This window comes from Kribbella sp. NPDC023972, from assembly GCF_040639075.1.
Classification (GTDB): Bacteria; Actinomycetota; Actinomycetes; order Propionibacteriales; family Kribbellaceae; genus Kribbella.
In genome coordinates this window covers 113936-134710 of record NZ_JBEZZH010000006.1, presented here as the reverse complement: position 1 = coordinate 134710, position 20775 = coordinate 113936, and the positions used below count along the sequence as shown (strand labels likewise).

Sequence of the window (20775 nt, the reverse complement as noted above, 5' to 3'; positions counted from 1 at the left end):
GGGTAAATTGAGTGGCTGGATAGTAACGGAGAGTTTGCTAAGTTCCGGACCAACTGGTCTCGGTGACAACTGGTGGTCACCGAGACACGAAACGGGAGGGGGTGGGTCGTCTGACGACGCCTGGTGTCACCCCGGATCCGGCGACGCGTGCCCGCGCGTCGATCGGGACCGCCTTGGGAATCGTCGCGCCGACGGCCGTACCGCTGCGTGACGGCCGGGTCTGGCTGACCGGCGGGAACGATGTCCTTCCCGCCCATATCGCGCGCCGGATGGAAGAGCAGCTCGCCCGCCGCGCGGCCGACCGGGTCAGCGACGACCGGATGCTCGCCGAGGCCGTCGGCGTACTGGGGGCCGAGATCGCCCGGGCCCGGGGCGAGTCCCCGGAGGCCGGCGCGACCGATGCGCTCGACCGCTTTCTGCACCTGCCCGGATTGGACCAATCGCGTCGCGCCGAGGGCGAGGCGATGCTCCGCCTCGCGCTGCGGCTGGCGGCGCGCGAGTCCGACGAAGCGGCCGAGAGGCTCGCCCGGATGCCCGGTGAGCCACGGGTGCCGGTCGCCTCCGAGATCGTGTCCGCCTCGCAGCAGATCAGCCGCGACGCCGGACTCCTCGCTACGGCGAACCAGCCCGACCCGGCTCCCCGACGTACCGGGCGCCACCGGGCACCGGTCGGAGTGCGGCAAGGGCGGACGGCCGTGCGGGTGGTCCGCGGAAGTGGTCTGGACACCCGGAACACTCCGGCCGCGGATCCCGGGCAGAGCGAGCTGGCCGCATTGGCGGCTCTCACCCAGTTGAGCGAAGTCGACCTGGGGTCGGCCGTCACCAGCCGGCCTGTCGTCACCAGCCGGCCTGCCGTCGACCCGCAGCGGAGGAATCGTCGCGGGGCAGAAGGGAAGCAGTCCCGGCTGGCCATGATCACTGTCGCCCAACGGGACGCTCCACAGCACATCCGGGTCGAGATCCTGCCGACCAGCCGTGGTCTCGCCGCTGAGGGCACGCGCCGGTCGGGCACCGCGCAGGACCCGCACGTACTGCGGATCTCACCCGGGCTGCCTGAGCATCAGTACCGTCAGGTCTGGGTCCGGCACCTCAGCCAGATGACGCAGCAGATGGAGGCGGAACAGGCCGGCCGGCCGCGCGGAGTCCTCGGCCGGCTGCGTTCGGCGATCGGATCCGAGCGGCGCGAGCAGCGGCTCAACGCTGACTACGCCGCCTTTCAGCAGCTGTCCAGGGACTGGCAGCAGGCTCGCGCCGAGACCGCCGCGTACGGCCGCCCGCTCGGGCCGCGCACTCTTGGTGAGCTCCAACGCGACCTCAACCTTCAGGCCGGGGCGATCTGGTGGCGGAGCGGCAGCATGCCGGCCCTGCCTTGGGCGCGGGACTCGATCTACTCGCCGAGTGCCGCTGCGGACGGTGTCGCCGCCGAGCGAGCCGTCGCCGAGGCCAGGCCGGAGCCGAACACGCCTGGTCACCTTCGTCAGCAGGTCGTCGAGCAGATCGCGTCCCTGGAGGCCGCCGTCGCGGACCTCGAGGCCAAGGCCGACTACAAGGCGACTACGGCGATGAACGCCGCCGACCAGGCGACGAGCAAGGAGGACCAGGCCGCAGGCGAGGATCAGCTCAACGACCGCGGCGCGCCGGAGCGGGCCCGCCGACTGCGAGATGACGCGGAGAAGGAGTTCAGCAAGGCTCGGCGGCACACCGAGATGTCGCATGCCTACCGGCAGGCGCAGAACGACGCCGGTCAGGCGCTGGCCGGCTACCAGGCTCTGCTCGCGCGGCTCGACGACCCGGACCACCGGCCGGACGAGATCGCCGAGCTGGCCCGGGAGGCCGCTGACAGGACCGGCACCTACCAGGCGAGCCTGCGCGACGCGCTCCCGATCGACCACCTCGAGTCGGGTGTGCCGACCGACCGGCCGCTGCACCTGCCGGTCGAAGAGATCAACGAAATGTTCCCCGACGGCGTCGAGATCGACGCCGAGGCTCCGGTCCCAGAGCCGGCCGCCTACTACCGCCGACTGTTCTCGGACGGCATGGTCTTCCCCGCCAAGGGCCGGCCCACCGACGACGTCAGCGAGGTCCACGAGTACCGGGTCCGGGTGGTGGCCAGCAACGTCACCGAGGAGACCGGTCTCACCTACGATCTCGCCGAGCAGATGTCCGGCACCCTCGGCGAGGGCGGCCACAACGAGTCGACCACCGCCACGCACGCGACCAACGTCAACTACGGTGTCAACCTGCAGCCGTTCCTGGCGGCCGCCCCACCGGGAAGTCCACTGCACGCCGCTTCCCAGGTGTTCGCGCCGGGACTCAACGTCGGCACCGGTGAATCGCGGTCCGAGACCGCCGGCGCGAGCATGCACGGCCAGCTCGGCTGGGTCGACGTACACAAGGGTGAGTCACTCCCCTACTCCTGGGACGCCACGTTCGAGATCCAGGTCAGAAGTTCGCCGACCGCCCCGTGGTCACCGGTCAAGACCGTTGACGCCGGAAAGCAACTGACCTGGGTGCCGAGCCCGTACACGGTGAAGGCGCCGACCGAGACCGTCACGCTGGAGCAACTCGGCCACGAAGGCGACCTGGACGACAAGTTCCCCCGGCTGACGGTGACCCGGATCAGCGGGTTGCAGAGCATCAGCGACCGGCTGGTCACCGAGGCCCGGGAGAAGCTCGGTCCGATCGACCGGATCGGGTACGCGGCCATCAACCAGCGCATCACCGATGCTCCGTACCGGCTGCTCGGAGAGTTCGCCAAGCCCGGGGGTCTCAGCAGGACCATCCCGGTCGGCGGTGAGTCGGCGTACGACCTCACCCTCATCATGGAGCCGGACTGGAGCTCTACCAAGCTCGTCGGCGAGCCCAGCCGGGAGACGGGACACGAGAAGGTCCAGGTCAACTTCGGTGGCGTCAACGCGAGCCGGAGCTCCGGCACCTCGCTGACCGGCGGGGCCTCGATCGGCTTCCCGGGCAATCCCGATCCTTCGCAGCCCGTGCCGGCGTACCTGCCCAGTCCGACGGCACTGAGCGACCTCGGCGACACCACCGCGGATCTGTCCCCGAACGTTTCGGCCGGGCGGAACGTCTCCCGGCAAGGTGGGCTCAACCTGAGTACGACGGCGATCACTCCGGTGGTCGACCGCGAGATGGAGGAAACCCAGGGCACCCTGACTACGCACAAGGTGACGGCGATCCTGACCAGCCGGAAGGATCCCGCCGCCGAGCCGGTTGTCGTCACCGGCACCTGCGAGGTGAAGGGGCGGCTGACGCAGAACCGGTTGCTGCGAGCCGGTGGACCGGCCGGCAAGGACGCCGTACTGCGCGACGAGGAAGGCGCCATCCGGCTCGATCAGGACGGACGGGCCCTGCTGGCCGGCGATCCCGAACCGCCGACCGGCCCGCAGACCCTGCCACCCTGGCACGGCACCGGCCCGAACCAGATGCGTGGAACGGGCAAGGCACTGCCGGATGAGCTCGAAGGTGTCGACGAGGCTCGCCAGCAGGCGCTGACCAGGCTGAGCGAGATGGGCCTGGTGCCACCGCTGGACGAAAACTTCAAGCCCGTCGAGCCCGTCGAGCCCGTCGGGGGCGTGCGGCCGTCGGATCGCCGACGGGCCGGTCAGAAGGCCAACTACGACCGAGTGATGGAGGATTTCTCCGACTTCAACATCGTGGGCGGCATGAACTCGGCGTGTCAGGCCGGCCTGCTGATCACTCTGGTCGACCACCGCCTCGGTCACGCACCCCAGCGCCGCAACTTCCGCCTGTCCGTCACGCAGGACTTCGACGACGTTCAGCCGGCCGGCACCTCGACGTCGAAGTTCATCGCCCGGCTCGCGATCAGCTCCCGGGCCCTGCAGCGGTTCGTCGGCCGGTCGAGTTCAGTGCCGGTCTCGGCCGGTGTCGGTCTCACGAACGGCCCGGAAGAGGGCCAGGCGGGCTGGGCCGCGCGGATCGGCGCGAAACTGAGCCGGAACGCCCTCATCCGCAACTTCAGCGAGACGGTGGGCGGCCGGGTCAGCCGGGTGTTGCTGCACGAGTCCACAAACTCGACCGACGACCTCCGCCAGGGCGTCCGGATCACCCTCACAGAGGTCACCCCCGACGGTGACTCCGAACCGCTGGCCGACGTCCGCGGCAGCATGAAGGTCACCTACGACAGCACGCTGACCCGAGCCGAGCAGCCGGTGTTCGAGGCCGACCCGACCCCACCGCATCCGGAGGCGGTCAGGGCGTCGAAAGCGGTGGCCATGGACGCCGGCAACCCGGCCGACCGGCTGTACCGCGCCGTACCGGCCTTCCGCGCGGACTCCACCGCGTACATGATGCTGCACACTGACCTGTCGCCGGAGGTCATGCTCTCCAACACCGAATGGCTCACCGAGCGCCGGTACGAGGTGCCGCTGACCGTCACCCCGGCGCCGGCGAACCCGGCGCAGGCTCTCGAAGAGCGGACCCTGCTGCCGCAGCAGTTCAAGGTCGTCATCCGTAGCGAACCGGTCAGCCAGACGTTCCTCGAGATGAACGACCAGAACAGCGCCGACATCAACTTCACCATGGTGGACACCGGCTTCACCTCCGGGACCGCGACCTCGGGTGGCGTCTCGGGCGAGGCCGGCGGCGGTCCGGTCGAGGCTTCCACCGGGCCGGTCGATGCCGACGAGTCTCAGTTGAGCGGCAAGGTCGGCGTCGGAAGAGTCGGTGGGCGGTCGCAGTCCACCGGCACGAGCCAAACGTCCGGGGACGAACGGCTGCTGGTCTACACCGGCGTCCACTACGACTTGCTGGAACGGCACCGGCTCGTGGCCGACGTCGTACAGGACGGCAAAGTCATCCAGACCGTGCCGCTGCAGGACGCGCTGGTGCAGAAGATCATCCCCGAGTACACCGCGCTGGAGCTCTACGGTCGCGGGGAGTTCAATCTGCCGGTGCCGATCGCGGCAGACGTCGCCGAGCGGTTCCTGACCAACAAGGTCGAACCGCCGCCGCGGACCGCGGCCGCTTTCGTCCGCCGGTACAAGCGCGAAACGAACGGCATCACCGCCGGACTGCCGGCCGAGCACACCGCCGAGCGCCTGAGCCAGAAGGTCTTGGCGGGCTCCGAGGTCGAGCAGTCCACCGCTCCGACCCCGGACGAGCGCCTCGCAGACACCCTGGACAGGACCGAGGAACTGGCCAACACTCCGCGCCCCGTCGGCATGCCGGTCCACTACAAGAAGACCCTGGCGTCGAGTCAGCCCCACAAGATCAAGGTGGAGGGTCAGCCCGAGCAGGACGCCGACCTGCTTCCCCAGATCCACGAGCAAATCGAGGAGATCGCCCCCGGATGGCTGGCGGCCGACCCGCTGCTGACGCCGGCGCTGGAATCCGCCCTCGCCAAGGACAGTTACCACGTCCTCGTGAAGAACATGCTGGGTCCCCGCGGCCACACCCTGCCCCCGATGGAAATCCCGGTTCCGGGCCAGGCACAGCCGGATCTACTGCTGGTCACGACCAAGGCCGCCTTCGAGGGCGCCGCTACGGTTGACGGGACCCCCGGCCTGCCCAAGGTACCTGCGATCCGAATCGGCCAGCACTACGGCTACGACGGACTCGAGCTGTCGGTCGGTCACAGTACGACCCACTCCGGCAACGTCGGGCTCAATGCCGAGAACGCCGACGGCGCATCGGGGTCCGGCAGCGTCGCCAGCGACCGGACCCGCCAGGTCGCGGCCGGCAGTCGGGTGGACAACACCTCGCTGTACGGGACCCTGGACCCTGAGCTGACCCCGGTGTCCCGCGGGATCGTCTTCACCACCGAGGTCGTGCGCATCCACGCCGGGGGCGCCGGGGCGATGTCGAGTACGCGTTGGCGCCTCAGCCGGAAGACACCGGCCGCGCAGACGACAGCCGCACAGCCACGGCAACTGAGAGCTGTGTTCACGCCCTTGGTGCCGAGCGGGGTGGTCGGCGATGCTCCGGATCCGGACGTCCAGCAAACCCCCGCGGCGCTCCACCCCGAGCATCGCGCGCTGCAACTGCCCGAGGGCGCCGTCGTCGAGGCGATGCTCCCGTACCGCGAGGGTGCTGCCGAGACCGACGAGCTGTTCAACGCCGTGACCGGCTACCTCGGCCGGCCCGACGTCCTCGGACCTGGGGGCCTTGCCGAGCACGAGACGGCGATCGGCACGCAACTGTCGCCGATCGCGATGGAAGCCAGGTTGGAGCACCTGGTCTCGCCGGACGGTCTCAAGCTGGAACCGATCGCGGGCCGCGGCAACGGGCGGACCACCTTCGCCGTGCGGATCAACGCCCGGCCGGTCGGTTGCGAGCTGGTCACCGAGCCGCTTCCGGGTCAGACCCGACTGGTCCGGCGTGGTCAGCACCAGGCCAAGACCTCCACTACCGGCAACCGGCTCCTCCCGGTCACCGCCACCGGTGGCCTCAACAGCGGCGTCTACTCGGTGAGTGCCTCGGTCGGCGAGCAGGTCAAGGAACAATCCTCCGACGCGACCGGCACCCGGTTCGAGACCAGCATGTTCCGCGACGGTGACGTGGTCACCGTCCGGTTCCCGATGGTGTACGGCGTCACCATCGATGAGCGGATCGACAAGGGCCGCGGCGATCCCGCGATCAAGAAGTCCACGTATCTGGAGGACGCCGCGCGGGGTGAGTACTTCGTGCGGATGCAGTACCACGAGTACCTCGAGATCCTCCGCACGCGGGAGGCCAGCGGTGACGTCTCGCTGGAAGGCGGACGGCTGCAGGCGATGCCGGACAAGTTCGGCAAGCCGGACCTGCGCGCGACCCACAACGAGCACCAGCCGTACCAGCCGTTGCTGGCCGCGATCGACAAGGCCAGGGCCGACAAGACCGCCGTGGTGCTGGCGGTTCAGGAGGCCGACGGCACGGAGCGGCTCTACAAGGCGATCCCGGTCCTCGACAAGAACGGCAACGTCGAGCGGGTCGGGCTGGCCGGTGACGCCGATGGCGGCTATGCGACCGCGTTTGGAAAGCTCGACCGGCGGCTGGTGCAGATGGCCGAACAACGGGTCGATCTGCGGGAGTTGTTCAACACGATGCCACCGGACGGCAACTTCAACAGCCGGGTCGCGAGCGCGCTCGAGCAGAGCGGCGTACCGAGCTCGGTGCTGAAGGGGCTCGACTACGCCACGACGGCGCGCCAGACGACTCCCCCGGCAACCGGCCAGGGTGAGAAGCCGTCGATCGGTGGACGGGCCATCACCCCGGCTCCGAGCGGCCCCTCGCTCGCGGGTCCGTGAGCACGCAACAGGACCGGAGGGACGGTATGGCGTTCGCGGTGGCGCGCACCAGGGACGAGGCGCACCTCTATCTGGAGCTGCATCCCTGCCCCAACTGCGGTTCGATCGACACGCCGTGGGAGTACGGCCTGGCCGACGTGGAGGGCGAGCTGGCGATCAGCTACGCCGGGACCTGTCCCGGTTGCGGCGTGGAACGGCAGTATCTGTTCGGCCTGCCGGCGCGCGAGACCAAGGCGGCCGGCTGGCCGACGTTCGGCGGTCCGGAACCGTCGGAGCTGCTGGATCCTGGCCAGTGGATGGACGTGGCCGACCAGGCCGTCGCCGAGGTCCCCACCGACGCCGGTGAGGCCGGTAAAGTGCTCGCCGTCGCCCGGGCCGCGGTCGACGAGGTGATCAAGTTCGTGCCGGCCGGGCAGGACGCCGTACCGGAGGAGGAGTTCTGGACACCGCAGGGCCGGGCGGTTCGGGACGCCGAGCCCGGCAGGTTCCGGCTGGACCGGTTGCTGGCGGTCCGCGACACCTACGTCGGAGAACAGGAGCGAGCTGACTGATGCTGACCGCAAGGACGCTGGCCGAGGCGCAGGTCTACGTGAGCCTGGCGATGGCCGCCGACACGGCCGCACCGGCCACCGAGCCCGCGCCGATCGTGCCGGGCGAGAACCTGACCGAGGGCGAGGAGGCCTGGACGCTCGCGTCGCCGGCCGGCGACATCGCGATCCCGTACGCCTCGGAGGACGCGTCCCGCATGATCGGGGCACGTTACGGCCTGGGCGTGTCCCAGCTGGTCGACGCTGCGCAGTGGGCCGTCGTGGCGGCGACGTACGCGCGCCGGGCTCTCGAGGCGGACATGGCCTACACCGGTGGCCCGGATCAGGACCGGGACACCGTCGAGCTCAACTGGGAGCTCGCCGCGGATGCGGTCACCGAGGCGCTGAAGTTCCTGCCCGAAGGTGCCGAGGTGGTTCCGGACGAGGGCGTCTGGACCGAGTTCGGCCGGCAGTCCCGGGCCCGGAACCCGGAGCTGGTCACGCGCGGCAAGCTGACCGACGACCTGGAGTACTACCGGGGCACCCTCGACGACTTCCGCGCCCTCTACGGCGAGTCGTCCTGAGGATCGGTCAGCTCGATCCGGATCGCTCGGGCGTCCACACCGGCCTGCTCAAGGACCTTCTGCTTGGGATCCGGTACGCCGAGGAACGGCGGCCGGACCAATCCCACCAAGCCCTCCAACCGTGGATCCTCGAGCACGGTGTCCACGGCCCGCCGGTCTCCCCCGCACACCAACGCATCCAGCCGCGCCGGAGCCAGGATCCGTACGGCGACCTCGGTGGCGGCGGCGAACGCCTCGCGGGCTTGGTTGTCACGGCGGCGCGCGTACCGCTGTTGCGACCAGCCGCCGGCCTTGGTCGTCCCCTGCACGTGACGTGATCCGACCTTCGAGTCGATGAGCTTGCCACCGGCAAACACGCCGGCGCCATAGCCTCCACGCCGTACCAACAGCACCCCCAGCCGATGATCGGCCAGCACATGCGCAACGAGGCCCTCACGAGTGAGGGCCTCGAGCGGCGCGAAAGGTACGTCGACGACGGCGATCGATCCGTCCTCGGCGGACACGGTCACCGTCGTCTGCGTCACGTCGTACGACGTCGCGCCGTGGCGCTCACCGAAGCCGGTCAGCCACCTGTCCAACCGCTCCGGGGCAACCGAAACGACGCGGGTCACACGTTGAAGCCGAGCGCCCGCAGTTGGTCGCGGCCGTCGTCGGTGATCTTCTCCGGACCCCACGGCGGCATCCAGACCCAGTTGATCCGGAAGTCGTTGACCAGGCCGTCGAGCGCCATCCGGGTCTGGTCCTCGATCACGTCGGTCAGCGGGCAGGCCGCCGAGGTCAGCGTCATGTCGATGATCGCGGTGCTGGTGTCGTCCACGGTGATGCCGTAGATCAGGCCCAGGTCGACCACGTTGATCCCGAGCTCCGGGTCGACGACGTCCTTGAGCGCCTCGGTGACATCCTCGACCTTGGCCGGCGTTGTGCCGGACTGAGCCGCCGCTGCCAGGTCGACCTCGGGCAGCTCGATCTTCTCGTCGGTCTGGTCAGCCATTGCTCACTCCTTCGTTGCGGGCCAGGGCCTGGGCGGTCGCGTCCCGCCAGGCCGACCAGCCCAGCAGTGCACACTTCACCCGGGCCGGGAACTGCGCGACGCCGGCAAACGCGACGCCGTCCTCCAGAACCTCTTCGTCGGGTTCGACATTCCCCCGGCCCTGCATCAGCTCGAGGAACTTCTCGTACGTCGCCATCCCCTCGGCGACCGGTTTGCCGATGACCAGGTCGGTCATCACCGAGGTCGCGGCCTGGCTGATCGAGCAGCCGACGCTCTGGTGCGTCACGCCGGTCACCGTGTCGCCGTCCAGCTCGACCCGGAGCGTGACCTCGTCCCCGCAGGACGGGTTCACGTGGTGCACCTCGACGTCGTACGGCTCCGCCAGGCCCGCGTGGTGCGGGCTGCGGTAGTGGTCCAGGATGATCTCCTGGTACAGCGAGTCCAGCTGCATAAGCGGTCAGGCCACCTTGAAGAATGAACGGACGAAGCCGAGACCGTCGACGAGGGCCTCGACCTCCTCCGGCGTCGTGTAGAGGTAGAAGGATGCCCGCGTCGAGGACTGCACGCCGAAGCGCTCGTGCACCGGCCGCGCACAGTGGTGCCCGGCCCGTACCGCGATACCGCGGGTGTCCAGCACGGTCGCCACGTCGTGCGGGTGTACGCCGTCCAGCTCGAAGCTGATCGCGCCACCGTGATCGATCGCCTCGGTCGGGCCAAGGATCGTCAGCCCCGGAACGGTCTTCAGACCTTCCAGCGCGTACTCGACGATCGCGTGCTCGTGGGCGGCGATCTTGTCCATTCCGATCCCGGACAGGTAGTCCACGGCCGCACCCAGACCGACCGCCTGCGCGATCGGCGGCGTACCGGCCTCGAACCGGGCCGGTGGTGCGGCGTACGTCGAACCGGTCATCCGCACGACCTCGATCATCTCGCCGCCACCCAGGAACGGCGGCAACGACGCGAGCAGGTCGTACCGGCCCCAGAGCACGCCGATACCGGTCGGGCCGACCACCTTGTGGCCGGTGAAGACCAGCAGGTCCGCACCGAGCGTCGAGACGTCGACCGGGAACTGCGGCACCGCCTGCGACGCGTCCACGACCATGGTCGCGCCGACCGCGTGCGCCTTGGCGGCGATCTCGGTGATCGGGTTGATCGTGCCGAGCGCGTTCGAGACCCAGGCCAGCGCGACGACCTTGGTGTTGCCGGTGATCAGCTCGTCGATGGTGCTCAGGTCGAGCCGGCCCTCGTCGGTGACGCCGAACCACTTCAGCGTCGCGCCGGTCCGCTCACAGGCCAGCTGCCACGGCACGATGTTGCTGTGGTGCTCCATCTCGGAGATCACTACCTCATCGCCGGGCTTCAAAGACGCGCCGAGCGTGTGCGCGGCCAGGTTGAGCGCCTCGGAGGCGTTCTTGGTGAAGACGATCTCGTCCCGCGACGGCGCGCCGATGAAGGCCGCCACCTTGTCCCGGCCGCCCTCGTACGCCGCGGTCGCCTCGGCACCGAGCTGGTGCATGGCCCGGGCGACGTTCGCGTTGTGCTGGAGGTAGTGCTCCTCGAGCGCCTGGACCACCTGGCGCGGCTTCTGCGACGAGTTGGCTGAGTCCAGGTAGACCAGCGGGTACCCGTTCGCCAGCTCACGGGAGAGGATGGGGAAGTCCGCCCGGACCGACTGCAGGTCCAGGGGACTGCTGAACGTCCGGGCGTCGGTCACTTCGCGCCTGCCTTCAGGAACCGCTCGTAGCCGTTGGCCTCGAGCTCGTCGGCCAGCTCCGGCCCGCCCTCCTCGGCGACCCGGCCGTCGACGAACACGTGCACGAAGTCGGGCTTGATGTAGCGCAGGATCCGCGTGTAGTGGGTGATCAGCAGGACACCCTTGTCGCCCTGCTGGGCGAACCGGTTGACCCCGGTGGAGACGACCTTCAGCGCGTCGATGTCGAGGCCGGAGTCGGTCTCGTCGAGGATCGCGATCTTCGGGTTCAGCAGCTCCAGCTGGACGATCTCGTGCCGCTTCTTCTCACCACCGGAGAAGCCCTCGTTCACGTTGCGCTGGGCGAACTCGGGGTCCATCTCCAGGTCGGCCAGCGCGGTGTTCACGTCCTTGACCCAGGTCCGCAGCTTCGGCGCCTCGCCGTCGATCGCGGTCTTCGCGGTCCGGAGGAAGTTCGCCACCGACACGCCGGGCACCTCGACCGGGTACTGCATGGCCAGGAAGAGTCCCGCGCGAGCGCGCTCGTCGACGGACATGTCGAGCACGTCCTCGCCGTCGAGCGTCACCGTGCCGCTGGTGATGTTGTACTTCGGGTGGCCGGCGATCGAGTACGCCAGCGTGGACTTGCCGGAACCGTTCGGGCCCATGATCGCGTGCGTCTGACCACCGGCGATGGTCAGGTCGACGCCGCGCAGGATCTGCTTCGGGCCGTTCTCGGTGTCGACCGACACGTGCAGGTCGCGGATCTCGAGTGTCGCCATGAGGGTTCTTCTATCTCCGTCGCTTTACAGGGATGCCTGATTCAGGGGATTCTTCACGTCGACGAGTACGTCGTCGCCGTCCAGCCGGACCGGGTACACCGGCACCGGGTCGTACGCGGGCAAGCTGGTCGGCTCGCCGGTGCGCAGGTCGAAGCGGGACCCGTGCAGCCAGCACTCGATCTCACAGTCGCCGACGTCACCCTCGGACAGCTGGATCTGCGCGTGCGAGCACTCGTCCCGCACCGCGAAGAACTGTCCCTCGCTCTTCACGACCGCCACCTCGACACCACCGACCTCCACCGGGACGACTCCTTCGTCCGGTACGTCGGTGACGGCGCAGGCGCGCTCGAACGTGTCGCTCACTGCCCGATGACCGCCTTGGCCGAAGCGCTCAGCTCCGCGGTCCGGGCCAGCTTCTCCTCGATCACGTCGTGCAGGTGCTCGGCCACCTCGGGCACGCCGATCTTGCCGATGATGTCGTTGAAGAAGCCGGACACCACCAGCCGCCGGGCCGCGTCCTCGGGGATACCGCGGGCCTGCAGGTAGAACAGCTGCTCGTCGTCGAACCGGCCGGTCGCGGACGCGTGCCCGGCGCCCTCGATCTCACCGGTCTCGATCTCCAGGTTCGGCACCGAGTCGGCCCGGGCGCCGTCAGTGAGCACCAGGTTCCGGTTCAGCTCGAACGTGTCGGTGCCCTCGGCCGCGGCCCGGATCAGCACGTCGCCGATCCACACCGAGCGGGCGTTGTCACCGGCCAGCGCGCCCTTGTAGAGCACGTTGCTCTTGCAGTGGGTCGCCTCGTGGTCGACGAACAGCCGGTTCTCGTGGTGCTGGCCCGCTTCGGCGAAGTACACGCCGAGCAGTTCCGCGTCGCCGCCAGGCCCGGCGTACCGGACGTTCGTGGCGATCCGGACGACCTTGCCGCCGAGTGTGACGACCACGTGGTGGAGCTTGGCGTCGCGGCCGACCAGTGCGTCGTGCTGGGCGACGTGGAGCGACTCGTGGTCGCCCTGCTGGATGCTGACCACCCGCAGCTCGGCGCCGTCGCCGACGACGATCTCGACGTTGCTGCCCAGCTCGCCTGCTCCGGTGTGATCGATGATCACGATGGCGCGGCTGTGCCGGCCGGCGTCCACGATCAGGTGGCTGAAGCCGCGGGCGCCGAGGCTGGCGACGTTCACGTGCACCGGCTCGGTCAGCTCGGCCTCGACCGGGATCCGGACCGCGAGTGCCTCGGCCGCGTGGTTCCAGGCGACGGCCGCCGGCCGATCCTGCGGCTTGCCGATCTTGACCGCATCAGCGGCGACCGTCTCGAACACGACACCGTCCGGGCCGGACGCGTCGATCTTCGGGGTCTCGGTGCCCGCCTCGTCGGCGAACAGGGCCTTCAGCGCCTTGACCGGGGTGAAGCGCCACTCCTCCTCGCGCCCGTTCGGCACCGGGAAGTCGGCGACGTCGTACGACGTCGGCCGCTCGCTCCGGGCCTGGAGCGGGACCGGCGACCCCGGCCCGTGGGAGTGCGCCCGATTGCCGGTGGCAACCAGGGTTTCGCTCGCGGTCATCAGCCGACGGCCCCTTCCATCTGCAGCTCGATCAGTCGGTTCAGTTCCAGCGCGTACTCCATCGGGAGCTCGCGGGCGATCGGCTCGATGAAGCCGCGGACGATCATCGCCATCGCCTCGTCCTCGGCCATGCCCCGGCTCATCAGGTAGAAGAGCTGGTCGTCGCTGACCTTGGACACAGTCGCCTCGTGTCCCATCGCCACGTCGTCCTCGCGGACGTCGACGTACGGGTAGGTGTCCGAGCGGCTGATGGTGTCGACCAGCAGCGCGTCACAGCGCACCGTGGACTTGCTGTGGTGCGACCCCGGCGCCACCTCGACCAGGCCCCGGTACGACGTCCGGCCGCCACCGCGGGCCACCGACTTCGACACGATCGAGCTGGAGGTGTACGGCGCGTTGTGCACCATCTTCGAGCCGGCGTCCTGGTGCTGGCCCTCGCCGGCGAACGCGACCGACAGGGTCTCGCCCTTGGCGTGCTCGCCCATCAGGTAGACGGCCGGGTACTTCATCGTCACCTTGGAACCGATGTTGCCGTCGATCCACTCCATCGTCGCGCCGGCCTCGCAGGTGGCGCGCTTGGTGACCAGGTTGTAGACGTTGTTCGACCAGTTCTGGATCGTCGTGTAGCGGCAGCGGGCGCCCTTCTTCACGATGATCTCGACCACCGCGGAGTGCAGCGAGTCCGACTTGTAGATCGGCGCCGTACAGCCCTCGACGTAGTGCACGTAGGCGTCCTCGTCGACGATGATCAGGGTCCGCTCGAACTGGCCCATGTTCTCGGTGTTGATCCGGAAGTAGGCCTGCAGCGGGATGTCCACCTTGACGCCCTTGGGGACGTAGATGAACGAGCCGCCGGACCAGACCGCGGTGTTCAGCGAGGCGAACTTGTTGTCGCCGACCGGGATGACCGAGCCGAAGTACTCCTTGAACAGCTCCGGGTGCTCCTTCAGGCCGGTGTCGGTGTCCAGGAAGATGACGCCCTGGGCCTCCAGGTCCTCGCGGATCTGGTGGTAGACGACCTCGGACTCGTACTGCGCGGCGACACCGGCGACCAGGCGCTGCTTCTCCGCCTCCGGGATGCCGAGCTTGTCGTAGGTGTTCTTGATGTCCGCGGGCAGCTCGTCCCAGCTGGTGGCCTGCTTCTCGGTCGACCGGACGAAGTACTTGATGTTGTCGAAGTCGATCCCGGACAGGTCCGCACCCCACGACGGCATCGGCTTGCGGTCGAAGAGCTTCAGGCCCTTCAGCCGCAGGTCGAGCATCCACTCCGGCTCGTTCTTGAGGGTGGAGATACCGCGCACGACGTCGGCGTCGAGGCCGCGCTTGGCGACCGCGCCGGCGGCGTCGGAGTCGGCCCAGCCGTACTGGTAGTTGCCGAGGCCTTCCAGTTCGGGGTGAGCGGTTTGCGTCATCGTGCAGTCCTCGCAGATTCGCCGTTGGATACAGGGGCATTGGCAGCAGCACTAGCCGGCTGGGGGCCGGGGATGTGCGCTGGAATATGTGTCGTACAGACACCGTCGCCGTGGGCGATGGTGGCCAGCCGCTGGACGTGCTTGCCGAGGAGTCGCGCGAACACCTCGGTCTCCGCCTCGCACAGCTGGGGGAACTGCTCGGCCACGTGCGCGACCGGGCAGTGGTGCTGGCAGAGCTGCTCTCCGTGCGCGGCCTTCGCCGTGGAGGCGGCATAGCCGTCCGCGGTGAGCGCCTGGGCGAGCACCTCCGCCTTCTTGTTCTCGGGAGCCGTTTCGACCAGCTCCCGGTACCGCTGCTCCACCTCGGCGACCCGGCGCCGGGCGAACTCCGCGACCGCCTCGTCACCGCCGGCTTCGGCGATGAACCGCAGTGCGGTGGCCGCCAGGTCGTCGTACGCCTGGTGGAACGCGTGCCGGCCGCTGTCGGTCAGCACGAAGACCTTGGCCGGGCGGCCCCGGCCGCGCGGGCCGTAGACCCGCTCCTCGCGGGACTCGACCAGGCCCTCCTCGAGCAGGTGGTCGAGGTGCCGGCGGACCGCCGCCGGGGTCAGCTCCAAGCGCTCCGCCAGCACCGCGGCGCTGGACGGACCGTTGGTCAGGATCGAGCGGGCAACCCGGTCCCGGGTGGACTCGTCCCGCGTCACGGCGGCGCCCGCGGGCACCGGTCCGTTCGTCGCAGGAGTTTTCACAACATCAGTGTCGCGTAATTCCCGGGGCCCTTCAAATAAGGGTGCCCTAACCGGTTCCCGCTCAACCCCGCGCTCACGCGGGCCTTCGACCCGGACCGTGAGCGAGGTCACTCCGGTCCGTTCTCTATGCTGCCGTTGTGCCAGTCGCGGTGGAGATCGACAACCTCGTCGTGCGGTACGGCGACAAGGCCGCGGTCGACGGCCTCAGTCTCACCGTAACCGGCGGGACGGTGACGTCCGTGCTCGGCCCCAACGGCGCGGGCAAGACCACCACCGTCGAGAGCTGTGAGGGCTTCCGGCGTCCGGATTCCGGTCGCGTCCGGGTGCTCGGGCTGGATCCGATCGCCGACCACGACGAGTTGATGCCGCGAATCGGGGTGATGCTGCAGGAAGGCGGCGCCTGGTCCGGGGTCCGCGCGATCGAGATGCTCCGGTACGTCGCCACGCTGCACACCCACCCCCTCGACATCCCGGCCCTGGTCGACCGTCTCGACCTCGGTACCTGCGGCCGGACGCCGTACCGGCGGCTGTCCGGTGGGCAGAAGCAGCGGCTGTCGTTCGCGCTGGCGATCGTCGGCCGGCCGGAGATCGCCTTCCTCGACGAGCCGACGACCGGGCTGGACCCGCACGGGCGGCGTGAGATCTGGCAACTCATCCGCGACCTGCGCGACGACGGCGTGACCGTCGTCCTCACCACCCACGCGATGGACGAGGCCGAGCAGTTGTCCGACCAGGTTCACGTGGTGTCCGCCGGCAAGGTGATCGCCTCCGGCACGCCGGACTCACTGACCGAGCACGGCACGAAGTCGCTGGAGGACGTCTACCTGGCGCTCACCGCGCGGCCGAAGCGGGAGCCATCATGAGCAGTGCGGAGACCAACGCCGCCGCAACCTACGCCCCGCGGCCTGGTAGCGCTCCCTGGCCACGCAAGGTGCTGGCGCATGCACGGATGGAGTTCCGGCTGCTGCTCCGCAATGGCGAGCAGCTGCTGCTGGCCCTGGTGATCCCGCTGGGCCTCCTTCTACTGCTAGGTGGGACCGGTCTCGGCAACCGCCTGCCGTTGGGCGACGGTGCGGCCGTGGACGAGGCGGTGCCGAGGGTGCTGGCGCTGGCGGTGCTGTCGTCGTCGTTCACCTCACTGGCGATCGCGACCGGCTTCGAGCGGCGGTACGGCGTGATCAAGCGGCTCGGTGCCTCTCCCCTGTCTCGCACCGGCTTGCTGGCCGGGAAGATCGGCGCCGTGGTGGTCGTCCAGCTGATCCAGCTCGCCATACTGATCGCCACTGGTTTCGGGCTCGGCTGGAACCCGGTCGGCGGCGTCAACGCAATCTTCGGTGTGGTGCTGATGGTGCTGTGCGGGACCGCTGCCTTCGCGTCCCTCGGTCTGCTGATGGCCGGCGTCCTGCGAGCGGAGGCGACGCTCGCGGCGGCCAACCTGTTGTACCTGCTGCTGTTGGTCGGCGGTGCGGTGCTCACGCCGGTCGACGAATACCCCGCCGGCATGCAGGGCGTCGTACGCCTGCTGCCCAGTGCCGCGCTGGCCAACGGGCTGGCGAACTCCACCATCGAGGGCGTGATCCCCTGGGCCGCTGCGCTGTCGCTGGCCTTGTGGGCAGGAGTCCTCGGATACCTCGTCTCCCGGACCTTCCGATGGGACTGAGCAAGCGCTTCTTTAGAGTGTGCCGGTGATGAGCACGGAGACCCCGCCCCGAGAGACCGCACCAGTCAATGGATTCTGGCGACTGGTGCCAGAGCCGAGCCTGGACGTGGTCCGGCGCTGGGGCTGGGCCTCAGTGGTGGCGAACATCGGCATCGTGGTGACCGGTGGGCTGGTCCGGCTGACCGGCTCGGGCCTCGGCTGCCCGACCTGGCCGCAGTGCACCGATGAGTCGTACATCCCGCACAGCGCACTCGGCATCCACGGAGCGATCGAGTTCGGCAACCGCATGCTCGGCTTCGTGGTCGCGGTGATCGCGATCGGCACGTGGCTGGCGGTCATGCGATACCGACCGGTGCGCAAGGACCTGCGCCGGCTGGCGACGGCGGCCGCGCTCGGCGTCCCGCTGCAGGCGGTGATCGGCGGTATCAGCGTGCTGACCGGGCTGAACCCGTGGATCGTGTCCGCGCACTTCCTGGTCTCTCCGGTGATCATCACGCTGACGGTGTCTCTGATGCGGCGGTCCCGGACCAGTCCCTACCCACACACTCCCCCGGTTGTCCGCGCACTCGCCACCGCCTGTGTGGTGGCGGTCTGGCTGGCTGTTGCCCTCGGCACCTTGGTGACCGGAGCCGGGCCGCACTCCGGCGATCCGGAGACCGGGCGCAACGGGTTCGACGAGACGCTGATCAGCCAACTGCACGCCGACGTGGTGTTCGCCCTGCTGGGAATCTCGGTGGCGCTGGTGATCGCAACCCGGGTGACGGCGACCTCACGGACACTGCGGAAGCTGGCCGCATGGTTGCTGGCGATGGAGCTGTTGCAGGGCGTTGTCGGCTTCACGCAGTACTTCACCGGGCTCCCCTGGGTCCTGGTGCTGATCCACATGTTCTTCGCCGCGGTGCTCATCGCCCTGGTGACCGCGGTGTACGGCGAACGCGGCACACCGGCCACGTAACTGGCACCCGGGGCGCCTGGTCCGGTGAACAGACCTGACGCCCCGGGCTGTCAGGTTACTTCTTCACGACTTGGTACACGGCCCCTGGCGGACCGAACAGCGGTGACGTCACGTAGACCTTGCCCGACCGGCTGATCGCCGTTCCGGCCGGCAGGATCAGCTCGCCTGGGGCAAGCTCCTTCTTGAACCCGGCCTTGTGCCACCTGCCCGGGAACTGCAGGTAGAGGGAGCCCACGGGCGAGCCGCCCATCTCCCACTGCAGCCAGCTGACCTTGGCCAACTCGACCACGGCGAGCGTGCCCCTCGGGCCGCCGGCCAGATCCACGATCGATGTGTAGCCGTCGGCGTACCGCGTGCACTTGCCCTGGTACGGATTGGCCGGGTCACAGACCGCGTTGTACGAGCCTGGCTTGATCCGCCAGATCTGCGACGTACCCGGTGTCGCCGGGAAGCCGCGCAGCTCACCGACGTACCAGTAGCCGTCCGAGCCGACCGTCACGGACGTGGCGACCGCCTCGGCCGGGATCTTGGTGCCGGCCGGCGGCGCGTCCGGTCCGAGGCCCGCGGGCGTCGTGACCACGCGCGGCTTCAGCCGGGCGACGGTCTTGATGTGGCCGTTCGGCCAGACCCGGAGCAGATCGTTGCCGGCCGCATCGGCAACCAGGACCGTGCCGTCCCCCAGCGCGGCGACACCGAACGGGTTGGTCTCCTCGGCCGGCCCGTTCGTGTTGTACGGGTCCGGGTCCTTGACCTGGTACTTGGCGATGTCCGCGATCTTCAGCGGCGCCTTGCCCGGGCGCAGCTTGTACAGCGTCGCGCCGCCCGGTACCGGTGGAGCTTCCGGCTCACCGCCCGCGCCGGTCAAGGCGTACGTGACGCCCCACTTGTTGGTGTCGATGGCCGGCGGGAACCCGCCCAGGACTTGGCCGAGCTTGCGGATCTGCTTGCCGTTGTGCGCCCACGCCTCGTAGACCGAGCCGTCGCCGACGCTGTAGATGATCTTCCCGCCGAAAGTCGCCACGCCGCGCGGGCTGACCAGACCGGAAACGACCGGCTTGATCGTGGTGCCGTACTTCGTGCCGCCCGCTTCGGCCGGTGCGGCCACCAGCACGGACCCGGCGAGTGCCAGCGCTGCGACGGTGGCAATGCGTGTTCGTACCCCCACTGCGAACCCCCTGACATCTGCGTCTCCCCAGGCGTGGATCCCCTCCACAGACCGGGCTATCGCACCATTTGGTAACGATAAGGTCAACGGCGGGACCCTCCGCGACTGGCTATGCACAGGCCGCAAACCCTGCGCAACGGACAGTGTCCGCGACCATACCCTCAGTGCACCACCGATCGATGCCAAAGGCAACAACAAAGACGCGCCTCGGGCAACGGCAAGCGCTGTCCGTTTTCGGCCCGGGCTCAGCGCAGCAGAGGGTCGACAGCCGCGGCGATGAAGAGGAGGGCCAGGTAGATGTTGGAGAAGTGGAACAGCCGCATCGGGCGGAGTGCCGCGCCTTCGGCGCCGGTGTGGGCGCGCAGGAGCAGGGCGCGGGCTTCGCGGAGGAACACGATGCCCAGCCCGATCGCGGCCAGCGGGTAGACGAAACCGGTGTCGGCGATCGGCCACAACGCGATCGAGGTGAGCACCATGACGACCGAGTACGCCATGATCTGCCGCGCGGTGGCGACCGGGGTGGCGACCACGGGCAGCATCGGTACGTCGACCGACGCGTAGTCGTCGCGGTAGCGCATCGCCAGCGCCCAGGTGTGCGGCGGAGTCCAGAAGAAGACGACCAGGAACAGCACGAACGGCGTCCAGGCCAGCTCGTTGGTCACCGCGGTCCAGCCGATCAGCGTCGGGAAACAGCCCGCGATCCCGCCCCAGACGATGTTCTGCACGGTCCGGCGCTTCAGCACCATCGTGTAGCCGAACACGTAGAACGCGTTCGCCGCGAGCGCCAGGATCGACGACAGCCAGTTCACGAAGAAGCCGAGCTCGAGGGTGGCCAGGATGCCCAGCACGACACCGAAGATGGTCGCCGACCGCGGGCTGACCGCGTGCCGGGGCAGCGGGCGGCGGCGGGTCCGGCGCATCTGCTCGTCGATGTCGCGGTCGAGCACGCAGTTGATGGTGTTCGCGCTGCCGGCTGCGAGGATGCCGCCGACCAGCGTGGCGGCGACGACGCCCAGGCCGGGCACTCCCCCGGCGGCCAGGAACATCACCGGCACCGTGGTGATCAGCAGCAGCTCGATGATGCGTGGCTTGGTCAGACCGACGTACGCCTTCACCACGTCGCGCACCGACGGACTCAGAACAGCTGTGCCGTCCGGCAGCGGCGTCGGGTACGACGTCGTCGCGGCTGGACGCGGGTCGACGGCCGTCACGAACACCTCGAACTCAGTGGGTTGACGCCGGAGGCCCCCGGCGCTGACGGTTCGACAGTCTACGACGCCCCGTAGGAGGGATCGGCCACCCCCCTCGGTGTGATGTGCGAGACGTCGGGAACAACCACGATCCGGTCCGGGTTCCGAGTCAGTGGAAGGTGCCGAAGGCCCAGGCGAGTAGGCTCGCTCACGGTGATGCGCGGGGCGTGATCGTGACCGGTCGGT

General features: G+C 69.2%; 17 protein-coding genes. 6 read left to right on the top strand and 11 right to left on the bottom strand.

Annotation, left to right across the window (positions count from 1 at the left end):
* Positions 1-101: 101 nt before the first annotated feature.
* Genes AB0F43_RS24010 through AB0F43_RS24000 form a run of 3 tightly spaced genes read left to right on the top strand, consistent with a single transcriptional unit; the run spans position 102 to position 8373 of the window.
* The gene (locus AB0F43_RS24010) at positions 102-7262 is read left to right on the top strand and encodes a hypothetical protein (protein WP_360480803.1); all 7161 of its coding nucleotides are present in this window, start codon (positions 102-104) and stop codon (positions 7260-7262) included.
* Between the two features lie 26 nt (positions 7263-7288).
* Positions 7289-7813, top strand: a complete 525-nt coding sequence (locus AB0F43_RS24005; protein WP_360480800.1) for a hypothetical protein — start codon at positions 7289-7291, stop codon at positions 7811-7813.
* The gene (locus tag AB0F43_RS24000) at positions 7813-8373 is read left to right on the top strand and encodes a hypothetical protein (RefSeq protein ID WP_360480798.1); all 561 of its coding nucleotides are present in this window, start codon (positions 7813-7815) and stop codon (positions 8371-8373) included. The genes AB0F43_RS24005 and AB0F43_RS24000 overlap by 1 nt, the downstream gene beginning before the upstream one ends.
* Here AB0F43_RS24000 and AB0F43_RS23995 read toward each other — a convergent pair.
* The 9 genes from AB0F43_RS23995 to AB0F43_RS23955 are packed head-to-tail and all read right to left on the bottom strand — an operon-like array spanning position 8355 to position 15532.
* Complete coding sequence (locus tag AB0F43_RS23995; protein WP_360480795.1) at positions 8355-8984, bottom strand: acVLRF1 family peptidyl-tRNA hydrolase; 630 nt, start codon at positions 8982-8984, stop codon at positions 8355-8357. The genes AB0F43_RS24000 and AB0F43_RS23995 overlap by 19 nt on opposite strands.
* Positions 8981-9334, bottom strand: coding sequence for a metal-sulfur cluster assembly factor (locus AB0F43_RS23990; RefSeq protein ID WP_360482039.1), 354 nt, complete (start codon positions 9332-9334; stop codon positions 8981-8983). Before AB0F43_RS23990 ends, AB0F43_RS23995 begins: the two co-directional genes overlap by 4 nt.
* A 22-nt stretch (positions 9335-9356) precedes the next feature.
* Positions 9357-9815: a Fe-S cluster assembly sulfur transfer protein SufU gene (sufU, locus tag AB0F43_RS23985; protein WP_360480793.1), complete on the bottom strand. Its 459-nt coding sequence runs from the start codon at positions 9813-9815 to the stop codon at positions 9357-9359.
* 6 nt (positions 9816-9821) lie between these two features.
* A complete protein-coding gene (locus AB0F43_RS23980; protein ID WP_360480790.1) occupies positions 9822-11078 on the bottom strand; it encodes a cysteine desulfurase in 1257 nt (418 codons plus the stop codon).
* Complete coding sequence (gene sufC / locus AB0F43_RS23975; protein ID WP_360480787.1) at positions 11075-11836, bottom strand: Fe-S cluster assembly ATPase SufC; 762 nt, start codon at positions 11834-11836, stop codon at positions 11075-11077. The genes AB0F43_RS23980 and sufC overlap by 4 nt, the downstream gene beginning before the upstream one ends.
* Before the next feature lie 24 nt (positions 11837-11860).
* Positions 11861-12199: a non-heme iron oxygenase ferredoxin subunit gene (locus AB0F43_RS23970; protein WP_360480784.1), complete on the bottom strand. Its 339-nt coding sequence runs from the start codon at positions 12197-12199 to the stop codon at positions 11861-11863.
* Entirely contained in the window at positions 12196-13398 is a 1203-nt protein-coding gene (gene sufD, locus AB0F43_RS23965) for a Fe-S cluster assembly protein SufD (RefSeq protein ID WP_360480781.1), read from the bottom strand. Before sufD ends, AB0F43_RS23970 begins: the two co-directional genes overlap by 4 nt.
* On the bottom strand, positions 13398-14810 hold the full coding sequence (gene sufB / locus AB0F43_RS23960) for a Fe-S cluster assembly protein SufB (RefSeq protein ID WP_360480778.1): 1413 nt from the start codon (positions 14808-14810) through the stop codon (positions 13398-13400). Before sufB ends, sufD begins: the two co-directional genes overlap by 1 nt.
* Positions 14807-15532 (bottom strand): metalloregulator ArsR/SmtB family transcription factor, encoded by a 726-nt coding sequence (locus tag AB0F43_RS23955; RefSeq protein WP_360482036.1) that lies wholly within the window; start codon positions 15530-15532, stop codon positions 14807-14809. The genes sufB and AB0F43_RS23955 overlap by 4 nt, the downstream gene beginning before the upstream one ends.
* Positions 15533-15696: 164 nt before the next feature.
* Between AB0F43_RS23955 and AB0F43_RS23950 the strand changes: the two genes are divergently transcribed.
* Genes AB0F43_RS23950 through AB0F43_RS23940 form a run of 3 tightly spaced genes read left to right on the top strand, consistent with a single transcriptional unit; the run spans position 15697 to position 18174 of the window.
* Entirely contained in the window at positions 15697-16422 is a 726-nt protein-coding gene (locus AB0F43_RS23950) for an ABC transporter ATP-binding protein (protein WP_360480775.1), read from the top strand.
* Entirely contained in the window at positions 16419-17219 is an 801-nt protein-coding gene (locus tag AB0F43_RS23945; RefSeq protein ID WP_360480772.1) for an ABC transporter permease, read from the top strand. Before AB0F43_RS23950 ends, AB0F43_RS23945 begins: the two co-directional genes overlap by 4 nt.
* 28 nt (positions 17220-17247) lie before the next feature.
* A complete protein-coding gene (locus tag AB0F43_RS23940) occupies positions 17248-18174 on the top strand; it encodes a COX15/CtaA family protein (protein WP_360480770.1) in 927 nt (308 codons plus the stop codon).
* A 55-nt stretch (positions 18175-18229) separates the two neighbouring features.
* Here AB0F43_RS23940 and AB0F43_RS23935 read toward each other — a convergent pair whose 3' ends face one another.
* Complete coding sequence (locus tag AB0F43_RS23935) at positions 18230-19339, bottom strand: ScyD/ScyE family protein (protein WP_360480767.1); 1110 nt, start codon at positions 19337-19339, stop codon at positions 18230-18232.
* 245 nt (positions 19340-19584) lie between these two features.
* Positions 19585-20499 carry a heme o synthase gene (locus AB0F43_RS23930; protein WP_360482033.1) on the bottom strand — a complete coding sequence of 305 codons (915 nt, stop codon included), beginning with the start codon at positions 20497-20499 and terminating at the stop codon, positions 19585-19587.
* Positions 20500-20775: the final 276 nt, after the last annotated feature.